Source organism: Candidatus Cardinium hertigii, from assembly GCF_003788695.1.
On sequence record NZ_RARA01000011.1, the window covers coordinates 1 to 3,742 of the forward strand.

At 34.6% G+C, this 3,742-nt stretch carries 2 protein-coding genes; one reads left to right on the forward strand and one right to left on the reverse strand.

The features are described 5' to 3' along the window. The first annotated feature begins 57 nt into the window (after nucleotides 1-57). Entirely contained in the window at nucleotides 58-2,535 is a 2,478-nt protein-coding gene (locus EDM02_RS00350; protein WP_123662176.1) for a hypothetical protein, read from the forward strand. Between the two features lie 510 nt (nucleotides 2,536-3,045). On the opposite strand, the gene EDM02_RS00355 is transcribed toward EDM02_RS00350, so the two are convergent. Continuing rightward, nucleotides 3,046-3,705 (reverse strand): HD domain-containing protein, encoded by a 660-nt coding sequence (locus tag EDM02_RS00355; RefSeq protein ID WP_123662178.1) that lies wholly within the window; start codon nucleotides 3,703-3,705, stop codon nucleotides 3,046-3,048. Between the last annotated feature and the right edge of the window lie 37 nt (nucleotides 3,706-3,742).

Sequence of the window (3,742 nt, forward strand, 5' to 3'; positions counted from 1 at the left end):
GTGTATTAGTGTAACACACATACATCCAAAAGAATAATTATTTATATAGATAAGCGTATGGAAAATATTTCATTAGAATTGGATTATCCCTTTTTAAAAAAACAAGGAATAGCTTACATTCAGCAATTAGCAGGAAAGAAATGGACGGACTATGGAGACCATGATCCCGGAATTACTATTTTAGAAGTGCTTTCTTTTGCCATTATGGACTTAGAATATAGGACCAACTTTTATATAGAGGATATATGGGCCAAGCATCCTGATGCTGTAATCAACCCCAATGAAAAACAGTTTTACAGAGCTGAAGAGATTCTCCCCTGTAATCCATTAACCCAGTGGGACGTATTAAAGATTGTGCTAGATGTTCCAGGCGTCAAGAATGCCAATCTTTTTTTAAGTGATGGTCCAAAAGAAATTAGAGGAGGCTACAAAATTTTTGTAGATGTAGAAGAACGTATTAAAAATACAACAGACGAAAAAGAGGTATTAGAGGTAGTCAAGGAAAGATTATATGCCCAAAGAAATCTATGTGAAGATTTCTTTCTTATCCAAGTCATGCAGACGCTTTCTGTTAGTATTAAAGCTACCTTTGAGGTAACCAACTGTTTGGCCTATGAAGAAGGAGAAACTATTATTGCTCAGCTATTGTTTGCTTTTCAGGAATTTATTTCTCCAAGGATAACTTTCTACACCATCAGCCAATTATTAGAAAAGGGGAGAACCATAGATCAAATTTTTACGGGACCACTTTTAACCCAAGGTTTTATAGATGAAAAAGAGCTAATTTACCTAAAAAGCCAATCAAGAATTTATATAGTTGAGTTCCTAGAAAAGGCTACTCGAGTAACTGGTATTAAAAGCATATCAAATTTTGAGTTTTGTATTGATGAAGAAAGTGCTAAAACACATAGTGTTACGCTACCTATATTAGCAGATCGCTCTTTAGCACTCAATATTCCACAAAGTGAAATTGGCCTCTTTTATAATGGGGCGCCCATCCCTATAGATTGGGAAAAAGTATTTCACTTTCTAGAAGATATGAAAGGAAGAGGAACTTTAACAAAAGCTTATCTACAAGAAGAAGAAGTGTTCGTGTTAGAAGGCAACTATAGGAATTTAGAAAAGCATGTTTCCATACAGCAAGATTTCCCTTTACTGTATAATGTTGGCCATGAGGGATGTGCTCCATCTGAAACAACAGAAAATCAAGCGAAAGCAAGTCAGTTAAAAAGCTATTTACTGTTTTTTGACCAACTTTTTGCAAATTATTTAGATCAGTTATCCAATATTAAACATACTATGGCTATCTATAGCGAGGCTTGGAATAAATCTAATGGCCGATTGCCTTTAGAAGTACATAGAATGAATTCTATTTTAAAGAAACCTACCAAAGACAATAATCCGGGTAATGATCTAGCATTTATAATACAAAAAAAGTATTTAGACATAAAAAAGAAGATAGCGCACACGGTGGTTCATAATAATGAGATACTGGATAAGTCAGCCAGGAAATATGTTTCTTACGTACACAGGATATTAGAAAGCGATATAAGAACCTTAGATAAGCGATCCAGAATGTTAGACCATTTATTAGCTTATTTTTCAGAACGATTTACGACTTACGCTTTGAGCCTTTATCCTAAAAACGAAGAAGAGCAATTGGATAGTCTTAATGCACATAAAGCCCTTTTTCTAAAGGATTACATTGATATCAGTAAAAATAGGAACCGGGGAGCTAATATAACTATGCAGGAAGCAAATAATGGTATCAAGTATGTGCCATCTGGTTTTAAGCGGCGTCTCTGCCGTAATTTAGGCATCAAAAATTTGGAAACATATTCCTTTCATAAGGTGCTTAAGAACAATATATATTTAGAGAAAAAAGCTTCCCAAAATAGCTTTGATATTTTTCTGGGTAAAAGTTACCAAACAGAATATGCTGATCTTTTTATGTTTAAGGGAAAATATCAAAATATTCAAACCTTAGCTATAGCCTATGGTATAAATATAGAAAATTACCATATTATAAAAACCCATGATGGTACCTATAGTATTTTACTGTATGTAGATAAAATAAAAAAGAACACTATTGAGTTAATTTCCGGGTCTGAAGCTCTTATCACCATTGAGCAAGCAGAAAATGTTGTGCAACAGAGTGTAGAATTGTTTAGATCATTTAATAAGCAATGTGAAGGATTCCATTTAATAGAACATATTTTACTTAGAGATAGTGATATATTAGCAACTGAAAACGACCCTTATTCGTTTACCATGACCCTTATTTTTCCTTCATGGCCAGCTAGATTTCAACAGTCTACATTTAGACAATTTGTAGAAGAAATGGTTGTAATGGAAAGTCCAGCCCATATATTTACAAATATTTTATGGTTAGATTTCGAGGATATGGAAAGTTTTGAAAAGATTTATCAATCGTGGATGTTATTAAAAGCAGATCCTACATCTATCCAAATGGAGGTAGATGCAGCAGCCAAAGTATTAATGGATCTTATAGCGTTTTATAATAAATCAATATGATCGTATCCGTTCAGTCAATGGCGTCAACTTAAGGTTTAGCTGTTATTGATAACCAAGTAGAATAGGAGGGTAGGCTAATCATGAATTGCCTTAAGTTGACGCCATTGACCGTTCAGTTATGTGGCCTATGCGTATTTTTATTTTTTTTTACGTTCGTATTTAAAAATAGCGCAATAATGTAAGTTTATAAAAAATGCGCCTTGAAAAAACTGTAGAAAGAAAAGAAAGGAAAAAATAAAAGAAAATCAGCTTGTCTGAGCCTACTCTTCGTCTTTGAAAAGCTGGCTGTGTTCCGCTTCGGGATTCAGCATACTCACATAGTAAGTACTATGCTGCGTGCGCTTTACCCTCGCGCGCCTTGCCAGCTTTCCAAATCCATTGAGTAACCGTAGGAGCGAGATTTGATTTTCGGTTTTTTTCCTTTCTTTTCAGCAGTTTTTTCACCAGCGCTTGATTTTTTTTGGCTACTTTTTTTGATCAAGCAAAAAAAGTAGCTTTAACGAATACTTTCTATTTTCTATTCAAAATTTCTTCACAAATATACTGCATTTCTGTTAACCACTTTGAGCAGATATTATTTTTTTTCCCCCATGGAATATAGAACGAAAGCGTTTCTTTGGCTATGCGTTGTTGATCTGCCCATTCACGCGCATATAAAGTTTGAGTATTGTGGAGCCTATCAGCTAATTTAACCTGTATAACACGGATGTTAACACATTGGCTCAGCATATTTTTGTTTTCCATATCACTGAATTTCCAAGGATAACCATTTGTATGGTAATGGGTAACCCTATCTACAATATAGGCAACTTCAGGGCCATACATGAGATCTATTTGGGTTAAGGTTACCGGTGTATCTTCTACTATATCATGCAACAAACCAGCTAGAATGGTAGATGGATCTTTGGTAACATCTAGCAGTATCTTAGCTACTGCCATAGGATGCGTATAATAAGGCGCTCCCGATTTACGTATCATAAGACCATGCGCATTTTTAATAAAAGCAATGGTTTTTTCCACTATTTCTTGCGTCAAATTGGTTTCTGCTGTAAGCAAGTCTACTAACGTTCTTTCTTGTGCTAAGCTTTCGGTTGTTTCGCTTACCTTATTAGCAGCCAAATCGGTAGAATGGTAGTGAGGCCGTTGCAATAGACAATTAAATTTAATCATAAATAATCCACTTTCCCCTCATTGAAAAAATGGTTAA